This is a genomic window from Citrobacter sp. CF971, from assembly GCF_006385635.1.
Classification (GTDB): Bacteria; Pseudomonadota; Gammaproteobacteria; order Enterobacterales; family Enterobacteriaceae; genus Citrobacter; species Citrobacter freundii.
Map to the genome: position 1 here is coordinate 144,343 of NZ_CP041047.1, position 18,793 is coordinate 163,135.

The 18,793-nt window shown below is 52.2% G+C and carries 17 protein-coding genes and 2 pseudogenes; 8 read left to right on the forward strand and 11 right to left on the reverse strand.

Annotation, left to right across the window (positions count from 1 at the left end; translation table 11 throughout):
* Position 1 precedes the first annotated feature (1 nt).
* Positions 2-376 carry a fluoride efflux transporter CrcB gene (gene crcB / locus E6P06_RS00935; protein WP_008786685.1) on the forward strand — a complete coding sequence of 125 codons (375 nt, stop codon included), beginning with the start codon at positions 2-4 and terminating at the stop codon, positions 374-376.
* 110 nt (positions 377-486) lie between these two features.
* Positions 487-2,823, forward strand: coding sequence for an HAD-IC family P-type ATPase (locus E6P06_RS00940; protein ID WP_008786684.1), 2,337 nt, complete (start codon positions 487-489; stop codon positions 2,821-2,823).
* 64 nt (positions 2,824-2,887) lie between these two features.
* Here E6P06_RS00940 and E6P06_RS00945 read toward each other — a convergent pair whose 3' ends face one another.
* Both E6P06_RS00945 and E6P06_RS00950 read right to left on the reverse strand, forming a co-directional pair.
* On the reverse strand, positions 2,888-4,408 hold the full coding sequence (locus E6P06_RS00945; RefSeq protein ID WP_008786683.1) for a DNA mismatch repair protein MutS: 1,521 nt from the start codon (positions 4,406-4,408) through the stop codon (positions 2,888-2,890).
* Positions 4,405-4,698: a hypothetical protein gene (locus E6P06_RS00950; protein WP_246862879.1), complete on the reverse strand. Its 294-nt coding sequence runs from the start codon at positions 4,696-4,698 to the stop codon at positions 4,405-4,407. The genes E6P06_RS00945 and E6P06_RS00950 overlap by 4 nt, the downstream gene beginning before the upstream one ends.
* A gap of 94 nt (positions 4,699-4,792) precedes the next feature.
* Between E6P06_RS00950 and E6P06_RS00955 the strand changes: the two genes are divergently transcribed.
* The 3 genes and pseudogenes from E6P06_RS00955 to E6P06_RS00970 form a co-directional block, all read left to right on the forward strand.
* Positions 4,793-5,497 (forward strand): IS6-like element IS26 family transposase, encoded by a 705-nt coding sequence (locus E6P06_RS00955; RefSeq protein WP_059331711.1) that lies wholly within the window; start codon positions 4,793-4,795, stop codon positions 5,495-5,497.
* Between the two features lie 314 nt (positions 5,498-5,811).
* The gene (locus E6P06_RS00965) at positions 5,812-7,503 is read left to right on the forward strand and encodes a PAS domain-containing methyl-accepting chemotaxis protein (RefSeq protein WP_139934922.1); all 1,692 of its coding nucleotides are present in this window, start codon (positions 5,812-5,814) and stop codon (positions 7,501-7,503) included.
* Between the two features lie 112 nt (positions 7,504-7,615).
* Positions 7,616-7,735 (forward strand): annotated as a pseudogene (locus E6P06_RS00970) (AAA family ATPase); the annotation flags it as partial.
* 335 nt (positions 7,736-8,070) lie between these two features.
* On the opposite strand, the gene E6P06_RS00975 reads toward E6P06_RS00970, so the two are convergent.
* The 3 genes and pseudogenes from E6P06_RS00975 to E6P06_RS00985 all read right to left on the reverse strand — a co-directional run.
* Positions 8,071-8,775 (reverse strand): IS6-like element IS26 family transposase, encoded by a 705-nt coding sequence (locus E6P06_RS00975; protein WP_001067855.1) that lies wholly within the window; start codon positions 8,773-8,775, stop codon positions 8,071-8,073.
* Between the two features lie 192 nt (positions 8,776-8,967).
* Positions 8,968-10,119, reverse strand: a complete 1,152-nt coding sequence (gene nhaA / locus E6P06_RS00980) for a Na+/H+ antiporter NhaA (RefSeq protein WP_001000602.1) — start codon at positions 10,117-10,119, stop codon at positions 8,968-8,970.
* A 160-nt stretch (positions 10,120-10,279) separates the two neighbouring features.
* Positions 10,280-10,522, reverse strand: a pseudogene (locus E6P06_RS00985) (IS3 family transposase); the annotation flags it as partial.
* 56 nt (positions 10,523-10,578) lie between these two features.
* On the opposite strand from E6P06_RS00985, the gene E6P06_RS00990 reads away from it, so the two are divergent.
* Positions 10,579-11,276 (forward strand): IS1-like element IS1B family transposase gene (locus E6P06_RS00990; RefSeq protein ID WP_095033700.1). Its coding sequence is split into 2 segments (ribosomal slippage): positions 10,579-10,828 and positions 10,828-11,276, totalling 699 coding nucleotides; the frame shifts between segments, so codons are not numbered across the junction.
* Positions 11,277-11,573: 297 nt separating this feature from the next.
* On the opposite strand, the gene E6P06_RS00995 is transcribed toward E6P06_RS00990, so the two are convergent.
* Complete coding sequence (locus E6P06_RS00995; protein ID WP_007372347.1) at positions 11,574-13,187, reverse strand: HNH endonuclease signature motif containing protein; 1,614 nt, start codon at positions 13,185-13,187, stop codon at positions 11,574-11,576.
* A gap of 579 nt (positions 13,188-13,766) precedes the next feature.
* Between E6P06_RS00995 and E6P06_RS27535 the strand changes: the two genes are divergently transcribed.
* Entirely contained in the window at positions 13,767-14,033 is a 267-nt protein-coding gene (locus tag E6P06_RS27535) for a hypothetical protein (RefSeq protein ID WP_016241542.1), read from the forward strand.
* 211 nt (positions 14,034-14,244) lie between these two features.
* On the opposite strand, the gene E6P06_RS01005 is transcribed toward E6P06_RS27535, so the two are convergent.
* Positions 14,245-14,463: a hypothetical protein gene (locus tag E6P06_RS01005; protein WP_007372345.1), complete on the reverse strand. Its 219-nt coding sequence runs from the start codon at positions 14,461-14,463 to the stop codon at positions 14,245-14,247.
* Between the two features lie 282 nt (positions 14,464-14,745).
* Here E6P06_RS01005 and E6P06_RS01010 point away from each other — a divergent pair, with 282 nt between their 5' ends.
* The gene (locus E6P06_RS01010; protein ID WP_007372343.1) at positions 14,746-15,069 is read left to right on the forward strand and encodes a hypothetical protein; all 324 of its coding nucleotides are present in this window, start codon (positions 14,746-14,748) and stop codon (positions 15,067-15,069) included.
* 35 nt (positions 15,070-15,104) lie between these two features.
* Here the strand turns inward: E6P06_RS01010 and E6P06_RS01015 are convergent, their stop codons facing one another.
* From E6P06_RS01015 to istA, 4 genes are all read right to left on the reverse strand, one after another.
* On the reverse strand, positions 15,105-15,968 hold the full coding sequence (locus E6P06_RS01015; protein WP_016241543.1) for a hypothetical protein: 864 nt from the start codon (positions 15,966-15,968) through the stop codon (positions 15,105-15,107).
* 240 nt (positions 15,969-16,208) lie between these two features.
* Positions 16,209-16,583, reverse strand: a complete 375-nt coding sequence (locus E6P06_RS27810; RefSeq protein ID WP_223226822.1) for a hypothetical protein — start codon at positions 16,581-16,583, stop codon at positions 16,209-16,211.
* Between the two features lie 205 nt (positions 16,584-16,788).
* Positions 16,789-17,586: an IS21-like element helper ATPase IstB gene (istB, locus tag E6P06_RS01025; protein WP_048213831.1), complete on the reverse strand. Its 798-nt coding sequence runs from the start codon at positions 17,584-17,586 to the stop codon at positions 16,789-16,791.
* On the reverse strand, positions 17,586-18,758 hold the full coding sequence (gene istA, locus E6P06_RS01030) for an IS21 family transposase (protein ID WP_048213832.1): 1,173 nt from the start codon (positions 18,756-18,758) through the stop codon (positions 17,586-17,588). The genes istB and istA overlap by 1 nt, the downstream gene beginning before the upstream one ends.
* Positions 18,759-18,793: the final 35 nt, after the last annotated feature.

The window sequence follows — 18,793 nt, forward strand, 5'->3', positions numbered from 1 at the left end:
TATGTACAAATCATTATTCGCGGTAGTGATAGGCGGCTCGATCGGCTGTGTGATCCGCTGGATACTGTCCATGCGTCTCAATGCACTTTTCCCCAATCTTCCACCTGGCACCCTGGTGGTTAATCTGGTTGGCGGATTTATCATCGGTATGGCACTGGCCTTCTTTGTCCGGCAGCCTCACCTCGATCCCGCCTGGAAGTTTTTTATTACCACCGGCTTATGCGGCGGTATGACCACCTTTTCCACTTTTTCAGCTGAGGTGGTAGTTCTACTTCAGAATGGCAATTATGCATGGGCTGTCATTTCCGTACTGACGCACGTAACTGGCTCGCTTTTGATGACTGCAGCCGGTTTTTTTGTAATGACACTGTTGTAAAGGCATATGCGCCATACACTTAACCGGTGCCATGTCTCCGTCAGACTTTTATTATATCGGCATAACAACACGCCTGACCTGCCGGGTCAGTTTTTTCCGGAGAAGGATGTATGGAGATGACCCCTGAGAATAACGTGAAGGGACTTTCCGAAGCCGAGGTGCAGGCCAGGCTGGTGCAATATGGCTATAACGAAGTACGTGAACAGCCTCCGGGCCAGCTGCGTACGATCCTCAAACGTCTGTGGGGCCCCATCCCCTGGATGCTCGAAATTGCGCTGGTACTCGAAGTGGCTCTGGGAAAGACGGTTGAACCCGCCATCATTGCAGGATGGCTCGCTTTCAGTGCGGTCCTTGGCGGCATTCAGGAACGGCGGGCACAGTCAGCACTTGACCTGCTGCGTAGTCGGCTGAAAGTTAATACCAGTGTATGCCGTGATGGCACCTGGCGCCAGATACCGGCCCGAGGGCTTGTCCCCGGTGACTTTATCGTCTTAACGGCGGGGAACCTGGTCCCTGCCGACTGTATGATTGATGAGGGAGTCGTGGATGTTGACCAGGCAGCCCTGACCGGGGAGTCGACCCAGGAGTCACACAACAAGGGTGATACTCTCTATTCAGGATCGACGATTACACGCGGTAAGGCGACAGGAACCGTCACCGCCACCGGTACCCGAAGCTACTTTGGGCGTACGGCAGAGCTGGTACGAACGGCCAGCTCTGCCAGCCATCTTGAACAGCTTCTGTTCGCTGTTGTGCGCTATCTTGTGACCATTGACGCCGTGCTTGCGGTCATTCTGGCCGTTGTTGCACTCTGGCGCGGTGAAGATTTGTTGCCCCTCGTCCCCTTTTTTCTTGTTCTCATTATTGCGACCGTCCCGGTGACAATGCCGGCAGCCTTTACGGTCGCCAATGCAGTGGAAGCCCGGCGACTGGCGAATCAGGGGGTACTTGTCACCGGCCTGTCAGCGGTACAGGAAGCGGCAACCATGGATGTGCTGTGTATCGACAAAACCGGTACACTGACCAGAAACCAGCAGTCAGTTGCCGGCATAACGGCGCTTCCGGGAGAGAATGAGGACGAGGTACTGGCCTGGGCTGCCGCAGCCTGCGACGAAACGATGCAGGGGCAACTTGAGATGGCGATTCTGGATGCGTTACGACGCCGGGGGGGAATGCCGCACATCCGTGAGCAATTCATCCCGTTCGATCCTGCCACGAAACGTTCCGAAGCCCGTGTGTGTTCAGACAATGACGGATCGTCCGTTCACGTCATTCTGGGTTCACCGATGGTCGTTGCATCACTCGCCGAATCTCCTCCTGAGTTCACCACGATCCAGCAGGCCATGGCGGCGTCCGGCGCCAGGATCCTGGCAGTCGCAACCGGCACCGACGGCCATCTCCGTATCCGAGGGTTGCTGGCACTAGCCGATACACTACGCGATGATGCCGCAGCCCTCGTCAGGGATATCCGGGCACTGGGTATCAGGATAATCATGGTCACCGGTGATACGGTTGATACCGCCAGAGTTATCAGCCGCCAGGCAGGACTCGGTGACCGCTTCGGCGATGCAGCCAGGGACCTGCAGGCACCTCTCCACTTTGATGGTTTTGCTAACTTCTATCCGGAGGAAAAATTCCGTCTGGTGCAGTCCCTGCAACAAACGGGCTGTATAGTCGGCATGACGGGTGACGGTGTGAATGATGCGCCGGCACTGAAACAAGCCGGAGTGGGCATTGCCGTACAAACAGCGTCTGACGTGGCAAAAGCAGCTGCTCAGGTGGTATTGACCCACCCCGGGTTAGACGGTGTTGCCGCCGTCGTATCAGGGGGCCGCTGTGTGTTTCGCCGTATGCTGACCTGGACAATAACGAAAATAGCCCGGACCGTTGAGCTGGCGGCCCTGCTGACCATCGGCTATATCGCGACAGGATTCTTCGTCACACCGCTGGTTCTGATTGCCGTGATTGTGGTTCTCAATGATGTGGTGACCATCACGCTGGCGACAGACCGGTCATGGATTTCTTCATCACCGGAAAGATGGAACGTTGGTGAAATTGCCAGGCTGGGAGGTGTCCTGGCCGCAGGCTGGCTGGTTCTGGCATTCATTATCCTGTGGTTCGTCCTTACCAGGTTGCAGCTTCCCGTCCCACAAATCCAGGCCCTGATGTTCGCCTATCTGATGTATACGGCCCAGATGACGATTTATCTTTCACGAACGCCGGGCCGCTGCTGGTCACTCCGGCCGGGCCGGTTTGTTGTGTTGGCCACGGTGGGCAATATCATCATTGCCACCGTACTGGCTGCCGGTGGTTTTCTTATGACGCCGGTTTCACTGACACTGCTGGTCATCATGTTTGCTCTGGTTTTGCTGGCCACCCTTCTGCTCGATCAGATCAAGATATGGCTCTTCGCCAGAAGACCTGTTGAGGACTCACCGAAAAGCTGAACACAGATTATAACCGTTCGCCATAGCCTGAACGGTTATCGCCTGTCGGGCTATGTGGGGGCATTCAGCTGCGTTCAGCGGGTTGTGCCGGAGGCGTGAAGACCTCCCGGTAGAGGTCTTCACCATAGCTGGTATCCAGTGGTGTCCCTTCCGTCATGCGGAACGTTCTTTCACCATCATCACGCCTCTCCGCGCACAGATAAACCGTATCCTGGTGATACTCCTGATAAAATGCGCAGGCAAATTCCGACGTGTGTGTGACGAAAAACAGCTTCACATGACACTCTGCCAGCGCGGTCACTATCCCCCTGATAATACCGGCTCCTTCCCGGCTGTTGGTGGCGGCAAACGATTCATTAAACAACACCAGATCATCCGGCTTCAGTTCGCTAACGATATCCCGCATGCGTCTGAGCTCTTCATCAAGCTTTCCGCTGACCATATGGCTGTCTTCTTCACATTTATAATGAGTAAAAATCTGCCGGCAGATATCGGAACTGAAACATTCAGCAGACACAAACATTCCCGTCTGCATCATTATCTGAGCCAGGCCAATGCTGCGCAGGAACGTTGATTTTCCACCCTGGTTAGCCCCGGTAATAATAAAGGTATTTTTATTATCCGTTTTCAGGGTATTACTGATGACAGTATCCGGAGAGGTCAGCGCCAGACAGGTATCAAATAATGAATCAAAGACCAGATGGCGCTCCCTTTTGTAGATCGGAACCGGAAAACACTGTGGCACATTCCGGTGATTCAGCACCTCAGCAAGATTCAGGCAGGCGATATAGAAACCCAGCTCAGCACGCAACGCGCGAAAGAAATTGAGCAGATGTGCTGTAGACTGAGCCATTGCGCTGGCAACCAACACCAGTCCTTCATCCTGCAGGTCACTGAGTGCCCTGAACCCATTTTCATCCCGGGGAGCAATCTGTACCGTATAATGTTCCGGTTTGCGGGAAAACAGACGCCGGAACCAGTTTCTGCTCTCCGCGGCAGGCTGGCGAAGAACATAGGCCTCCCCCCGGTTTCCCGCCCCCAGTCTGGCGCTCAGCAATACCCCTTTTTTAAATGTCATCTGCCTGAGGTGTTCCTCGATCACCTCAAGGTATTCATCATTCAGCTCCTGCATAATCATGACAAACAGGCGTTCCATACCGGGTGAGGCGACATGAAGAAGGTTTTTCTCCGCTATTCCCCTGACCTTACGTAAATTGTCCAGCAGAAAACGGGTGAACGAAATGGACTGATGAAGAATGGCGGAAGGGTATCGCCCGAAAATACCGTAATGGAGTTTTTCCTTTTCCATTAACAGGCAGTCCACCACAATTTTATAAAATTCCCTGAAAATTTCAGGATTGTAGAGACAATCGCGCAGGATAGCCTGCCGGTATTCAATATCCTGTACCTCGGTCAATGGTTGTGAACACGCTTTTCTCACCACCGAATACAGAAAATCATCCCCACCGGAAAGCGCCTGAAAGAGGACATCCAGCTCAAGGTCTTTAGTCAGAAGGGTAAAGTGGGCAGGAAATGATTCATCCACGATAAAATCATCATGTTTATACATCAGGTATGCTTTCATCCGTTTAACCCCGCTTTTATTTTTTCGTAGGTCAGCCCATATTTCTGCACCAGGGTGACCGACCATGCCACGCCATCAGCAGGTTTCCTGATAATTTTATAGGTCCGGGAGGCCTCATTATCCTCTTCCACCGTACTCATCATGCTGACGACTGACGTATCCAGTGCCGTCAGTTCATCGATAAACGTCACGCAGATACAAATGGCATCCAGCGCGATGACCTTTTCAATGATCCGGGTACCCAGAAAAATCGCATCGTGTGAGGTTGTGGAGGTGAATATCTCATTCATAATGATGAGACTGCGGGTAGTGGATTTATCCGGCACTGTTGCAAATAGTCGGTGGTGATAAACTTATCATCCCCTTTTGCTGATGGAGCTGCACATGAACCCATTCAAAGGCCGGCATTTTCAGCGTGACATCATTCTGTGGGCCGTACGCTGGTACTGCAAATACGGCATCAGTTACCGTGAGCTGCAGGAGATGCTGGCTGAACGCGGAGTGAATGTCGATCACTCCACGATTTACCGCTGGGTTCAGCGTTATGCGCCTGAAATGGAAAAACGGCTGCGCTGGTACTGGCGTAACCCTTCCGATCTTTGCCCGTGGCACATGGATGAAACCTACGTGAAGGTCAATGGCCGCTGGGCGTATCTGTACCGGGCCGTCGACAGCCGGGGCCGCACTGTCGATTTTTATCTCTCCTCCCGTCGTAACAGCAAAGCTGCATACCGGTTTCTGGGTAAAATCCTCAACAACGTGAAGAAGTGGCAGATCCCGCGATTCATCAACACGGATAAAGCGCCCGCCTATGGTCGCGCGCTTGCTCTGCTCAAACGCGAAGGCCGGTGCCCGTCTGACGTTGAACACCGACAGATTAAGTACCGGAACAACGTGATTGAATGCGATCATGGCAAACTGAAACGGATAATCGGCGCCACGCTGGGATTTAAATCCATGAAGACGGCTTACGGCACCATCAAAGGTATTGAGGTGATGCGTGCACTACGCAAAGGCCAGGCCTCAGCATTTTATTATGGTGATCCCCTGGGCGAAATGCGCCTGGTAAGCAGAGTTTTTGAAATGTAAGGCCTTTGAATAAGACAAAAGGCTGCCTCATCGCTAACTTTGCAACAGTGCCACTTTTTGTGGTGTTTAAATAAAACATTGGGCACCAAAACATATCCAAAAGATGCAAATTTCGTTACCATGAAAACACAAAGGTGTCAGAGAAAGAATCTCGGTCCACCTATAGTTCAAGTCCGACAGGCTGCTAACCGCAGCGATTTGCCGACCTTGCGCGCCTGCATATGCCTGCGCGGGCGACGGTGCAAAAATCGCGCGCATGCTGCGAATCGAACGAACCAAAACCGCAATAGAACACACCGTCCAGGGAGCAAGCAATGCGAACCAACATGCCAGTAACAAATTCCGAGTACATCTTGAAGGACACGGAAACGATCGTTTCCAAGACTGATTTGAGCGGGAATATCACCTACGTTAACCAGGATTTCTGCATTATCAGCGGCTTCTCGGAAGAAGAACTAATTGGATCGCCGCAAAATATCGTGCGTCACCCGGATATGCCGGCTGAGGCGTTCAAAGATTTCTGGAGCACTATCAAGGCCGGCAAAGCGTGGACTGGCCTGGTGAAAAATCGCTGCAAGAACGGCGATTATTATTGGGTCGAGGCCAATGTCGCGCCCATGCTGGAAAACGGCAAAATGGTCGGGTACACATCGATTCGCGTCAAGCCCAGCCGGGAGCAGGTAGCTGCCGCTGACAAAGCCTATCGCACGATCAAAAGTGGCAGCAACGAACTTCAGGTGCACGAAGGCTCGGTCGTCGCGCGCTCATTCTTCCGGCGCTTCGACTGGCTGGCGATCCTGTCGATCAGATCGAAAATCATGCTGTCGTCCGGGCTGCTGACGCTTCTGTTCATTGCAAACCTGGTCTTCTCGGCTTCTGGAAACAAGCAATTCGACGCATGGTCGAGCGCCGCTTCCATCCTCGGCATCGTCCTGGGCCTGGTGTCTGGATTCCTGCTGTACCGCGCCGTCGTCGTGCCGCTGCAAAACGTCAAGCATGACATCGAACGGATGAGCGCGGGCGACCTGAGCGCCAAGATCGACGCCAATGGCGACGATGAGCTGGCGCAGATGATCCAATCGCTGCGCGTGCTGCAAACTAATGTGAAGCTATTGGTCGGCCAGATCAAGGAAGCGACCGATGTCGTCAATAGCGACGCCGCGGAAATCGCAACCGGCAATGCAGACCTGTCGGCCCGCACCGAATCGCAGGCTAGCTCACTGGAGGAAACCGCTTCCTCGATGGAAGAACTGACCAGCACCGTGAAACAGAACGCCGACAATGCACGCGAGGCAAACCGACTGGTTGCGTCTGCATCCGAAACTGCGATAAAAGGCGGCCAGGCGGTCGGCCAGGTGGTCGGCACGATGGGGTCAATCAAGGAAAGCTCCCGCAAGATCGTCGATATCATCGGCGTCATCGACGGCATCGCGTTCCAGACCAACATCCTGGCCTTGAACGCAGCAGTCGAGGCCGCGCGCGCCGGCGAACAGGGCCGCGGCTTCGCGGTGGTAGCCGCCGAAGTGCGCAATCTTGCACAACGCTCGGCAGGCGCCGCCAAAGAAATCAAGTCCCTGATCAGCGACTCGGTCGAGAGAGTCGAGGCTGGCAGCAAGCTGGTCGACGATGCCGGCAAGACGATGGATGAGATCGTCACACAAGTCAAACAGGTTGCCGGCTACATGAGCGACATCACCTTGGCCAGCCAGGAACAAAGCGAAGGAATCGAACAAGTCAATCAAGCGATCACGCAGATGGACGAGGTGACGCAGCAAAATGCGGCGCTGGTCGAACAAGCGGCAGCCGCTGCCGAGGAAATGCAAAGCCAGGCAGGAAAACTGGCCCAGCTGGTCGACAGTTTCAAACTGGTCTCCGGTGCACAGGCAACGCGAAGTGGCAACACGCAGCCTGTTGCCATACGCGCGCCCACCCCGGTTGCACGCAAGCCTGTTGCCGCGATCCGGACGGCAACCCCGAAAAAACTTGCTCTAACCGGCAGGCGGTAGTGCGGTAACTAGAACCAACATTTGAAACATTGCTGAATGGCGCGTCATCACCGCTTATTCTGGGAGAAATGAAATGCTAAACTCATTTACGTAGGAATCCTTGCGGTCCCCCATGACCGAACAGTTCGACGCCAAGTCGGCCGAGATTCGCGCGATGCTCAACAACCAACTCGAACCAAAGCACACGGCCGAGATCCGCGAGCGCATGCTGGCGGCGGGCTTGCCGATATAAGCCATCATTTGCAGTTAGCGTGAGCCGACGGCGGTGAAATGCGAGCTGGCGCCATCGACTGCAAGCTCGTTTGCAGATATTGAGAGCATGTGCGCTCCGTCATTTGCAGTTAATTCGAGCCGAAACCGGTGTCAAATGCGAGCACGGCCGATTTCAAACGCGAGCCGCTACAGCTAAGCCCCTCCTTTTTTTTAACAGTGGCAGGGACTGCTAAAAATGAATGATGGTAGGCGGGATTTCTCAATAAGGAACTAACATGGCTGACTGGTTTATTGCGACTGAGGGCACTGTTGCAAAGTTAGCGATGAGGCAGCCTTTTGTCTTATTCAAAGGCCTTACATTTCAAAAACTCTGCTTACCAGGCGCATTTCGCCCAGGGGATCACCATAATAAAATGCTGAGGCCTGGCCTTTGCGTAGTGCACGCATCACCTCAATACCTTTGATGGTGGCGTAAGCCGTCTTCATGGATTTAAATCCCAGCGTGGCGCCGATTATCCGTTTCAGTTTGCCATGATCGCATTCAATCACGTTGTTCCGGTACTTAATCTGTCGGTGTTCAACGTCAGACGGGCACCGGCCTTCGCGTTTGAGCAGAGCAAGCGCGCGACCATAGGCGGGCGCTTTATCCGTGTTGATGAATCGCGGGATCTGCCACTTCTTCACGTTGTTGAGGATTTTACCCAGAAACCGGTATGCAGCTTTGCTGTTACGACGGGAGGAGAGATAAAAATCGACAGTGCGGCCCCGGCTGTCGACGGCCCGGTACAGATACGCCCAGCGGCCATTGACCTTCACGTAGGTTTCATCCATGTGCCACGGGCAAAGATCGGAAGGGTTACGCCAGTACCAGCGCAGCCGTTTTTCCATTTCAGGCGCATAACGCTGAACCCAGCGGTAAATCGTGGAGTGATCGACATTCACTCCGCGTTCAGCCAGCATCTCCTGCAGCTCACGGTAACTGATGCCGTATTTGCAGTACCAGCGTACGGCCCACAGAATGATGTCACGCTGAAAATGCCGGCCTTTGAATGGGTTCATGTGCAGCTCCATCAGCAAAAGGGGATGATAAGTTTATCACCACCGACTATTTGCAACAGTGCCAAAAATACCCTCAGCAATTAGTGTACTGAGGGTATTGTTAACCATCCGTAGGATCGTTCAACTGATCAATGCCTTAACTGATCGGTGTTATCCCGATTGGGAGGCTTTACAAAATAGCTCATTTTTATCTTACGCTTGCGCTTTCTTAGGCAAAGAAAAGTGCAGTAAGGCATAGCCAAGTAATGCTGCTGTCGTAGAACCCATTAAGATACCGAGTCGAGCATAGGTATCAAATTCAGGACTTACATTTCCGAACGCTAAAGAGGAAATGAAGATAGACATTGTAAAGCCAATACCACACAACACAGATACCGCAAAGATATGCTTGAAGTTAACGCCTTCAGGTAACTTAGCAACGCCCATTTTTACCGCTGCCCAGCTAAAGGTAAAGATACCTAGAGGCTTACCAACCAGTAGACCCAAAGCAATACCGAGTGGCAGCATTGAAGTTAGACCTGACATCGATACGCCTTCTAACGAAATCCCCGCATTGGCAAATGCGAATAGAGGCAGAATACCAAATGCCACGTATGGGTGAAGCGCGTGCTCCATATGTTTAAGTGGAGAATGTTCGCCCTGCTTTCCCTTTAGTGGGATAGCAAAACCAATCACTACACCTGCCAATGTTGCGTGAACACCAGATTTAAGCACCGCGAACCATAAGATCGCACCGACGATCATGTATGGCGTAAGTTTTGTTACTTCCTTCGCATTCAACATGAATAGGACACCAGTCATGATGAAGCCAACAAGCAACGCCATGGTCGACAGGTCACCGGTGTAAAATAGCGCGATAATAACAACTACACCTAAATCATCGATGATAGCAACCGCCAGCAAGAACACTTTTAGGCTTACTGGTACACGCTTACCTAATAACGCCATGATACCTAAAGCAAAAGCGATATCTGTCGCCGCTGGAATTGCCCAACCAGAAATCGCCTCAGGATCGTTGGCATTAAAGGCTACGTAAATAAGAGCAGGAGTTAATATACCGCCAACCGCTGCAATCGCAGGGAAAATTGCGGTTTCTTTTGATTTTAACGCACCTTCAAGCAGCTCTCGCTTAACTTCAAGGCCAATGAGTAAGAAGAAAACAGCCATTAGGCCGTCATTAATCCAGTGAGAAACTGACATACCAAATACATAAGTATGCAGTACAGATTGATAAGTTTCGCCCAGCGGTGAGTTAGCAATGGTCATCGCAATTGCCGCGGCAATCACGAGAAGAATACCACCAGCTGATTCCATTTTGAAAAAGTCACGAATGACATCGTTCATGGTTTCGTCCTTATATTTATTATCTTAATAAACGATTAACAAAGAATGATAAGAGTGTATAGCGGTCGAAAACTTTAGAATAATTGAATCGCCACGGATAATCTAGACACTTCCGAGCCGTTGATTGGACTGACCCCACGCCCGTAGACAAATTCTGTCCTCACGACGAGGCCTGTTCGAAGGCCTCCGGACTGACGCCGCCGAGGTGACTGTGGCGCCGGGCCCGGTTGTAGAACACTTCAATGTAATCGAAGATATCCGCCCGGGCTAGATCCCGGGTTTTGTATATTCTCTTCCTGATGCGCTCTTTTTTCAGTGAACTGAAGAACGATTCGGCCACCGCATTATCCCAGCAGTTGCCACGCCGGCTCATGCTCGGGACCAGGTTATTAGCCCGGCAGAAGGGTGATGCTGCCAACTTACTGATTTAGTGTATGATGGTGTTTTTGAGGTGCTCCAGTGGCTTCTGTTTCTATCAGCTGTCCCTCCTGTTCAGCTACTGACGGGGTGGTGCGTAACGGCAAAAGCACTGCCGGACATCAGCGCTATCTCTGCTCTCACTGCCGTAAAACATGGCAACTGCAGTTCACTTACACCGCTTCTCAACCCGGTACGCACCAGAAAATCATTGATATGGCCATGAATGGCGTTGGATGCCGGGCAACCGCCCGCATTATGGGCGTTGGCCTCAACACGATTTTCCGCCATTTAAAAAACTCAGGCCGCAGTCGGTAACCTCGCGCATACAGCCGGGCAGTGACGTCATCGTCTGCGCGGAAATGGACGAACAGTGGGGATACGTCGGGGCTAAATCGCGCCAGCGCTGGCTGTTTTACGCGTATGACAGGCTCCGGAAGACGGTTGTGGCGCACGTATTCGGTGAACGCACTATGGCGACGCTGGGGCGTCTTATGAGCCTGCTGTCACCCTTTGACGTGGTGATATGGATGACGGATGGCTGGCCGCTGTATGAATCCCGCCTGAAGGGAAAGCTGCACGTAATCAGCAAGCGATATACGCAGCGAATTGAGCGGCATAACCTGAATCTGAGGCAGCACCTGGCACGGCTGGGACGGAAGTCGCTGTCGTTCTCAAAATCGGTGGAGCTGCATGACAAAGTCATCGGGCATTATCTGAACATAAAACACTATCAATAAGTTGGAGTTATTACCGAGCTCTCCATGATTTATATGCAGAACTTCAGCGAATTTGGCCACAGGTGGAAGAGTATTATACTCAGATGCCAACATACCAAATGGAACGTGAGTTTTACGCTGAACTCGTGCAAATAAAGATAAAGGCTGAAGAGTACCTACGTAGAACTAAGCAGGAACAATAAAACAATTCGTTTTTGGGGAGCCCGGTGGGCTCCTTTTTTGTGATGGTTCAATCCGGTGACGTGGGGTTACCGAGCTGGCGCATTCCCACGATTCGCACCTGATGGATTACCGGTTTTACTTGGTCAGTTCTAACCGGCGCTGATAACGCTCCCAGCGCATGACGAGATTCGCCGGGTCTATCGGACGGCAAAGCCCGGTAATCACATGGCCATCGTATTGCTGCAAATCGGGATCTTCGGCCTGCGCGACAGGGTCAACGTGGACGGTCAACGTCTCCGGGCAAATGGCAAGGACGTTGTCGTCAAACAGCCGGTGCAGATCGATACGAAGCAGCAAGCCATTACTCCAGTGATCCAGACCACCAGCACTATGCTCTACCAGGTGTGCGGCCTCTGTCCTGCGGCGTAAGCTTGCTCCTGTAATCACGCAGCGGTCGTTACAGTTTCGACGGACGGTAGCAGCGAAATCAGCCTGATCCGGCCTGGTCACCACGCAGGTTGTAGAGCCTTCACGTTTAGGGTGCGCCAGGGGCGCAACAGACGGTTCCTGCATGGAGACGCGGGATTGTTCAACTTCGACGGAGATCAGGGCTGGCTGGGGTGCTGGCTGCGATTCTCGCACTACATCGTGCGTAATGCCGTTGGTTTCCGCTTCTTTAAGCTTTCCGACCTGGCTTGCTGCGGCCAGCGCACGGTCACGCGCTTCCTGCTTTTCTTCCTTCGTCCATTTACGTTTGGCAGGTTCGTGTGTGGGAGCCGGGAGATTATCTGGTTCATTGACCGGCACAGGGTCAACCATCTTTTTGCCTTGCATTGACTCAGCCATAAACCGGCGAGCCAGCACATCAGCGCGTAGTCCCGTATCGCGATGCTCATAAAGATAGGTGCGAAATTCCGTCACACGTCCGCCCACCAGCTTAATGGCCTCACTCATTCCGGCCTTGTTGATGGAAGCGCTACTGGTTTTCAGGTTGGGCAAACCGTACTGACGTGGGTTTTCTTTCTGGGTGCTTTCAGCGCCGGTCAGACGGCTCTCTCTGATTTTTCCATTATGCCGGGTCGGTGAATCGCCATTCGGATGTTCAGGAGATCGCCAGGTGTCTGCGGGAGGCGTATACGTTGTACCGTTCTTCTGGGCCATGTAGGCGAGCACTTCCCGCATATCAACACGGGTCTTTTTGCGCTCGGCAATACCTTCATCAATCTGACGTTCAAGATCCGCTCGCTTCTCTTTGTGCAGGCGGCGCGATTCCAGTACGGTTTCGTTATCATTCAGGCGTTCTACTATCTCACCGGTATTTAAATTCTGGTTTGCCAGTTCGCGCACCATGCTCAGCACTAAATCGCCCATTGGATGCCGGGTTGTGATACCCAGGCGCTCAAACGCCCGGTTGGTGATCTCGTTTCTGCGGGTTTGATTGGCCAGTTCCGTGATCTTCTTCAGGCGCTCGATTTCGGCAAGCTGTGCCCGCTTCATCAATTCGCTGCCGGTTAGCATGGCAACAATCTGAACCTGACTCTCACCCTTCAGTAAGTGCTCGGTGATGAATGTAGAAAGAGCTGCCCGCCCACCGTGATTTTTAGGGATACCCAGCGTGGCCAGAATGTCTCTCTTTAGAATATTACGCAGGTTAGCGGCCTTTTTTTCCGCTTCATGTTTGGCCTGCATGTCCCGGCTATGCTGCTTACGTTCGGCCCGGGTTTTCTTCACCTTCACTTTCGTCGTCACTACTCTTTACCTGGCAGGGCATCATCATCATTGATACCGGTCGCGGAGGCCTGCGGTCGTTACCTATCCCCCGCCGCTGGCCGCACATTTGATGGCGAGAGTATACCTGCTCTGTCGGCAGCGCGTCTTTTCTTGTCTTCATATATGCAAAATTAGTCCAACATACAAAAGCGATCAGGGTCAACACCCCCGCGTCCACCCTGCAAAGCGCCCTTGACCTTAATACCCACTGAAACCCTCGCGCCCCCGGCCCCTCTTTTTTTTCTCTTTTTTTCTCTCTTTTTCTCATATTTTCTCGCATGGCTCATCCAGCGACCGGAGTCCCTATGTGGGGTTTGCAGGAACCGGACGGAAAGACCGGCACGGCCCGGTTGCCGCAGGCGGGGGAAATGGCCAGACCGGGCACGGCGGTTTCTTTTTAAAATGGTGGGCCCGGGCAGAATGGTTACCCCGGGCACGGGCCCGATCCTGAAAACGACACGGAGGTTTCAGGTACGGCTCCCCTTTCTGCCCCAAGCGAAGCGCAGGGGCAGAAAGGGGAAGTTTATTTGTATGTTGGACTAATAGAGGGTGATGTACGTGAATTCTGCCCGGGTTTTCCCGGCGATTATCCCGGAATCCATCACCGATATTCTTCCCTTTATCCTAATACCGGTGATGGCCACCGGCACAAAATGCAGGGTGTTCCGGCCCGGCGAAGATGCGGCCGCAAACCAGCACGAAAGTGTCGGTCGGAAAAAGGTGAAGCCAATGCTGGTGGCCGCACGGAATTCAGGCGGGCACTCGACGTTACTCACCCACGACTCCGGGTTAACGGTTCGACTCCGGGTAGCCTGGCCCGGGTGAAGCCCGGGGCAGGCTACCCTGTTTTTGTATGTTGGACTATTTTGACGGGTACTGGAGCAAACCACTCTGCCACACGATATGGCATTTAGTTACCGCTCTTGCGGTTCATGGATGAAATAGTCGGTTCTGTCAGGAGGGAGTCAGGGAAATGTGAAGAACCGAAATGGCCACGCTGAAAGATCATGTAGCCAGTTCAGATAAGCAAATTGAGTTAACGCCCTCGCTCATACCGCACCAGCTCTTCAGGTTTAGACAACCACTCTGTAATCTGGTGATCATGCATTGACGTATCGTATTCAAAGTCTGGCGGATAATACATATCGCCAACAAACCACTCTTCCTGCTTTAATTCATCCTCATCTATATCACAACCGCTATCAAGCCAGTCCCATCGGCCTCTTTTGTTAAAAATCACTCTCCCATTCGGCATAAAAGCTCCTTATTCAGTCAGATGGTTACGGTCTCGATATCTCGATGCCAGGTTAACATCGTTCACCAGTTTTACCACGGCTGGACGTTCGGCTTCAGTCCAGGAATCAGGCTGATAGTACACCCGCAGCGATTATCATCAAACTACTTCGCCTCTCAATCCCGCGCTCTCAAATTTCTGTTATGCATCATGCCAGAGTACAATATGAGGACACTATCGCCGGAATATTACCGACCGCCCCGACGATTAACGTTACCGGCCTAAGCTGAGGAAAATGGTTCTATGAAGTCATTTCTGATCAAAATGTCAAACGCGCATAACGAACACATCCGGGAAGTCGCTTCCGTGGATGAAGCTATTCGTATCGCATCCGAAAGAGCAAATGAAGGTTTCTGGCTTCCACCCAGCCGGGTCTGCGAAATGAGCAAGGAACATGAAGGCCGGTATACAGTCGGTGATGATGGCTGGTTCCGCCCCATCGAGCTGGCGGTTCCAGTCGAAATAGAAGAAGTGAAGTCGTCCTACGGGAACGGTGGTTACGACATGATTTCCGTAGGCAAATGGATCCAGACTCAATCAGGCTGGCAACCGTCACCGGCTGTCTGACTCTCCTTTTGTTTCGGTGGGGCTAGAGTGCCCCACTATTCTTCCGCTTTACGCTCGCGTTTTTCTTTGTCGCACTTCACTTTTTCATAAGCCTTGCCAAACCACTTAGGCTCTTTTCCCATCCCCGAATAAGATAGTCCTTCCGGCAGACTCTTCCAGAACACCGTTATCGCCTCGGCAAATTCTCTAAACTGTTCCTCGGAAACTTCAAGTTCTTCGTGGCGAGCTGGTCTCTCTTGCGGATAACCTTCGCATTGCCATACTGAGTAGTACTCCGGGTGAGCATTAACCAGTTTCTGGTGGGCATCACCATCTCCATGTTTATAAACGTTGACAACCTGATGACATGCACTGATTAACGGGAAACATGGCATGTTTCGTACTTCAATACCCAGCCATTCCATCAAATCCATAAGCCTCGGAAAACTGAGGTTCCAGATCAAATCTGATATCACAACCATGTCGAGCCACCGCCAGCTTCTGGCCTCCCGGATAAGCAGATCTCGTAATGCCTTGTCAAACTGGTGGTACATCCCAGCGGTCAGGGAAAGCGTGACCGTGACCTTCATTTCCCGCAACGCAACCCAGTGGCAAGCTTCAATCTGTTCAATATTCTCGTATACGTCACTTTCGTCGTGGTAATCAGGATTGAACCAGTCTCCAGCTGACTCTATAAATGACTCGCCTTTCTTTGTCGCTTCACTCCTGATCTCCACATCACTGAACTGCGACAGCAAACGTTCCTGCGCTTGTTCAGCGTAAAAAAGATGCGGGTTAAGCACCCACGGTCGGTCAATTGCCGCAAAGAAAAAGATGTTCCATCTCGGGTCGATAATTTCTTTTTCAGCATCAACAGCTGGCGCTGATACACTGCGGTTTGATTGTTTTTTTCTACCCATACCACTATCCAAATTAAAAACAGACGAAAAAAAACCGTCCAGCTGGACGGTTAATATCAAAATATCCTTCAGAAGTCTGACACGGGTCAGGCGCTAACCCGGGCAGTCGCTACTCACTAATTAAACCCCGCATAGGGGAAAACAATATTTTGATACTCCGACAACGCACCCCGCGATGGGGGAAGGTATGTCAGGCCAGTCTAACAAACCCAAAGCTCGTTGCAACCGCCAATCAGTGACTTAATCCTGGCAATCCTGATCATCAGTTTCAGTTCCGCAACTTAAGTAATCCATATTTAAAAACATTTTGTTCCCCGAGCCTGCCAATGCAGACAGACCTGAGATTTTACAGATCACGACAATCGACGGTACGCGTTTATAAATCTCGATTTCGCTTTCCCAACTTGACGCAAGATACCTTTCAAGCTGAAGTTCAGGGGTTACATCAACAGGTTGAATTCTGACCACAAAACCGTCTTTTCGCCCCTCATTGCGAAGAGATGTTAGCTGTTTTATCTCTGCATCGTTGAGTGTGGAAAATTTACGGCCATTAAGAATATGAGAGCAAAAATTGAAGCCAGTGATATGAGATGAGCCACCAGTTATCGATTCCAAAATGCTTGCATATTAGCTATCTGGGGGTTAGGCTCGCCTGTTTGCGGAGTGGATTCACATAATTCAAGGAGTCTTTCCAATTCCGATTTGGAATCACCCATACCCAATTCATTGCAAGGAAAAACATTGTGATTATTATTCATGAAAACTTGTCAACGCCAAGATTTATGGCCGTTTTTCGCCATTTTTAATGTCCGCTATTTGATCACTTCTGTTGTCCGCTTTCCGCCATTTCATCATCACTGATTGGCGTTGCGTTTTTAGCCAGCACTCCGGCTTTGCGTTTTTCCTTCAACCGGTAACTTTCTCCTTTTATATTCACTGTGGTTGAGTGGTGCAGCAGCCGATCCAGGATCGCCGTTGCCAGCACGTTATCGCCGAACATCTCTCCCCAGTCTGCGAAGCCTTTGTTTGATGTCAGGATTATGCTCGCTTTTTCATACCGGCGATTCAGCAGGCGGAAGAACAGACTGGCTTCCTCTCTGTTCATCGGCAGGTAGCCTATTTCGTCCAGGATTAGCACACGCGCATAGCTCAGCTGTTGTAGCTGACGCTCCAGCCGGTTTTCCAGCTTCGCTTTCATCAGCGTTGCTACCAGTCTGTCGAGTGGCATGAACAACACCCTGTGACCTGCATCCGCCGCTTTCACGCCGAGGGCTACAGCCAGGTGGGTTTTCCCCACTCCGGGAGGACCCAGCAGGATCACGTTCTCACTGCGTTCCACGAACGCCAGACCGGCCAGCTCCCTGACGACCTTACGATCGATGCCTGGCTGGAAGCTGAAGTCGAACTGCTCCAGCGTTTTGACCCACGGCAGACGAGCCTGCTTCAGCCGGGACTCCATACCGCGCTGATGCCTGCCGTTCCATTCCTGCTGCAGCGCCATGTACAGGAACTCCCGATAGTTCAGCTCTTTTTTAGCTGCCTGCTCCAGCAGACTTTCCACGTGATAACTCAGGTGCTCCATTTTCAGGCGACTCAGCAGCGCTTCAAGTTCATGCATCACAGCAGCTCCTCATACGCACTCAGTGGACGATGCTCCACCATGCTGACCTGCTGCCAGAGCGGGGCATGATGTTCCGGCACCGTTTGCCAGCCAGATGATGCTGAACAGAGCCGGTGTGATGCCACCTGCTGCTCATTACTGTAGATCCGCAACTCATCATCCAGCGATATGCGTATCGAGACCGGCTGGCCACACAGCGTTTCGGGAACGCTGTAGCGATTGCCGCCAACCTCGATATAGCTGTCCCAGGAGACATGGCGGATGTCGAAGTAGCTGGTATCGAAGTCCGTATCAGGCAACGGCTGCAGATGTTCCTGCTCGAGCGCGAAGCGCTGTTCCGGGGTCTGTCTGAACTGGCGAAGCTCCCGTTTGTCAGCCACATCAGCCATCCATTGCTCCAGTTGCTGGTTAACATGAGCGAAGCTGTCGAACCTGCGATAGCGGACGAAGAAGTTCTCCTTGAGATATTTCACCATCCGCTCCACCTTACCTTTGGTTCTGGCCCTGCGCGGACGACAGGCACGCGGCAGGAAGTCATAGTGGTCGGCCAGCAACAGGAACCCGGAGTTGAACACCACTTTCCCGTTGTTATTTTTCAGCACCGCCGCTTTCTGGTTATCAACCAGCACGGTTTTCACACTGCCACCAAAGTAGCGGAAGGTGCGAACCAGCGACTCATAGGTGTGTTCCGCATCCTGCTTTGGCGCGGCGAAGACATGGAAGCGACGGGAGAACCCCAGCGTATTAACCGCGAAGTTAACTTTGCATCGCTGCCCGGCGACCTCCACCTCAACTTCGCCCCAGTCGTGCTGCAACTGGTAAGCGGGCTGGGTTTCGAAGCGGACCGTTTTCTTCGACGGACGCATTTTGCGTTTGGGCTGGATGTAATAGCGCAGCATGGAGCGACCACCGGTGTAACCCATCGCTTTGATTTCTGCGAGGATGACCTCGCCATTCCAGACATTTTCGGCCAGACGTGTATCGATATAATCCATAAACGGCTTCAGTTTGGCCATTTTGTGGCGCGTCTTTCTGGCCGGTGGCTCAGGGTATTTAAGATACCGTCTGACGGTGCGTTCAGAGCAACCCACCTGAGTTGCAATATCGATAATGTACGCACCCTGCTTGCGCATTTGTTTTATCATGTAAAAGTCCTCTCTGCTCAGCATGTCGATGTCCTTTCTGGTGTGAGAACCTCAAGGAA

What these genes read in the sequence shown, in the direction of transcription:
- crcB (WP_008786685.1), top strand. Translation starts at nt 2, where the DNA reads ATGTACAAATCATTATTCGCGGTAGTGATAGGCGGCTCGATCGGCTGT.
- E6P06_RS00940 (WP_008786684.1), top strand. Translation starts at nt 487, where the DNA reads ATGGAGATGACCCCTGAGAATAACGTGAAGGGACTTTCCGAAGCCGAG.
- E6P06_RS00945 (WP_008786683.1), bottom strand. Translation starts at nt 4,408, where the DNA reads ATGAAAGCATACCTGATGTATAAACATGATGATTTTATCGTGGATGAA.
- E6P06_RS00950 (WP_246862879.1), bottom strand. Translation starts at nt 4,698, where the DNA reads ATGAATGAGATATTCACCTCCACAACCTCACACGATGCGATTTTTCTG.
- E6P06_RS00955 (WP_059331711.1), top strand. Translation starts at nt 4,793, where the DNA reads ATGAACCCATTCAAAGGCCGGCATTTTCAGCGTGACATCATTCTGTGG.
- E6P06_RS00965 (WP_139934922.1), top strand. Translation starts at nt 5,812, where the DNA reads ATGCGAACCAACATGCCAGTAACAAATTCCGAGTACATCTTGAAGGAC.
- E6P06_RS00975 (WP_001067855.1), bottom strand. Translation starts at nt 8,775, where the DNA reads ATGAACCCATTCAAAGGCCGGCATTTTCAGCGTGACATCATTCTGTGG.
- nhaA (WP_001000602.1), bottom strand. Translation starts at nt 10,119, where the DNA reads ATGAACGATGTCATTCGTGACTTTTTCAAAATGGAATCAGCTGGTGGT.
- E6P06_RS01005 (WP_007372345.1), bottom strand. Translation starts at nt 14,463, where the DNA reads ATGCCGAATGGGAGAGTGATTTTTAACAAAAGAGGCCGATGGGACTGG.
- E6P06_RS01010 (WP_007372343.1), top strand. Translation starts at nt 14,746, where the DNA reads ATGAAGTCATTTCTGATCAAAATGTCAAACGCGCATAACGAACACATC.
- E6P06_RS01015 (WP_016241543.1), bottom strand. Translation starts at nt 15,968, where the DNA reads ATGGGTAGAAAAAAACAATCAAACCGCAGTGTATCAGCGCCAGCTGTT.
- istB (WP_048213831.1), bottom strand. Translation starts at nt 17,586, where the DNA reads ATGCATGAACTTGAAGCGCTGCTGAGTCGCCTGAAAATGGAGCACCTG.
- istA (WP_048213832.1), bottom strand. Translation starts at nt 18,758, where the DNA reads ATGCTGAGCAGAGAGGACTTTTACATGATAAAACAAATGCGCAAGCAG.